The 1,487-nt window shown below is 62.7% G+C and carries 1 protein-coding gene and 1 pseudogene; one reads left to right on the forward strand and one right to left on the reverse strand.

Annotation, left to right across the window (positions count from 1 at the left end):
- The first annotated feature begins 218 nt into the window (after positions 1–218).
- Positions 219–512 (forward strand): hypothetical protein, encoded by a 294-nt coding sequence (locus tag D2K64_RS26395; protein WP_157986104.1) that lies wholly within the window; start codon positions 219–221, stop codon positions 510–512.
- 556 nt (positions 513–1,068) lie between these two features.
- Here D2K64_RS26395 and D2K64_RS23500 read toward each other — a convergent pair.
- A pseudogene (locus D2K64_RS23500) lies at positions 1,069–1,487 on the reverse strand (hypothetical protein); the annotation flags it as partial.

Here is a 1,487-nt window from a genome sequence, read left to right on the forward strand (position 1 = left end):
CAACACGGCAACTCCGGATCCGCGCTCGCAGCGCATCCGGGCGAGCCGCAGGGGCGGCCAGATAACGGCTCGGGCTCACAGCCCATCGTTTGAGGGTCGGCCTGCCCGCACTTGCGTGCTCCCGGTGCCCCATGTCCCGGATGGGCTCACCATAGCGCCGATCCACTCAGGATCAGCAGAAACATCAAGGCACCAGGGGCATCATGCCGGATAATAGGATGGTCGAGAGATTTAACGACCGCGTGAGTAGTGAGGTGCTCGGTATCACCATCTGGTCCCACGTTCAGCTCGAGCAGCTGCTCCGAGGCTTCAACGCTGCCTACAACGCACGCCGTCAGCGCGTCCTCGACGGCAGGACACCTGATCAGGTTGTCAAGGAGCGCCTCAGAGCTCGACGAAAGCTCGCCCGTGCCAAGTCTGACCAGCCCGAGGGACGCGCCGGACCTGACGATGTTGCCCGCGCACGCCTCATCGCTGAAGCTGCCAAGGAGGTCTCACAACCAAACAGCTAGGCAGCAGCATCTCGCGCTGCGACGGCGGCGTCACGCTGAGGCGCTCGCCTGCTACCCTGGAACAGGGGCTACGTCAACCGACGGCCACAAATCAGATGAGGCCCTGCTGTGTGAAGGCATCGATGTCCGAGACCTGTGCCGTCCGTAGCTCGCGGTCCGCGTCAACTGCGACAGCATATTGGCGGCTGCCACACTGATGCGGAGTTGACTGCCTGGCTGCCATCTATGGCCGAGCCTGTTTGTTCAGGGTGTGTGAGTCACATCTGCATCGCGGTAGGTGCGTAAGCTCGCGAACACGACGCAGGCAAGCACGGTGACCAAAACGGCGGCTGTCAGCAGTACAGTTGTATGTGCAGAGCTGAAGCCTGCTCGCGCGGCCCGCACAAGCGCTTCGCCTTGCTCGCCTCCGAGACGATTCGCGACAATCATGGTCTCGCCGATCGAGGCGCTGGCACTTGCCGGCAGATCTGCCAGATCCTTCGGCAGCTGAAGCGCTGAGCGGTATATGCTGGCTAGCAGAACGCCGAAGCCGGTGATCCCCAGTCCTGCGCCTAGTTCATAGCCGCTGGCTTCCCTTTGCCACGGGCGCGCTGCCCATGATGGCGATGGACGATGCCGTGAGGCCAACACTCAGCGAGAACCCCAGCAGCGCCATCCAGACCACGACCACCATCCCGGCATCGTGGAAGTCACTGAACCCTAAGCCCGCAAGGCTCAGCGCGGACAGAAGCAGGAAGACCGAAGCGACCCACTGTAGGCCGACCTTCGCCACCAGGGCGCCGGCAATTGGCCCTCCTACGGCAGAAGCGATCATCAGCGGCAGCATGAATATCCCCGCCTCTAGCGGGGTCATCCCGATGACATATTGCAGTTCTTGCGCAATGGTCAGCTCGACGCCCACCAGCGCGCCCGAGACCACCAGGGCCATGATCAGACCCGTGCGGATTGCTGGTTTCGAGAAGAGCGAAAGATCCA

This window comes from Teichococcus vastitatis (genome assembly GCF_003604215.1).
Lineage (GTDB): Bacteria > Pseudomonadota > Alphaproteobacteria > Acetobacterales > Acetobacteraceae > Pseudoroseomonas > Pseudoroseomonas vastitatis.

Bases quoted from the DNA above. Each gene is read 5' to 3' on its own strand.
- D2K64_RS26395 (WP_157986104.1), top strand. From the start codon at position 219: ATGGTCGAGAGATTTAACGACCGCGTGAGTAGTGAGGTGCTCGGTATC.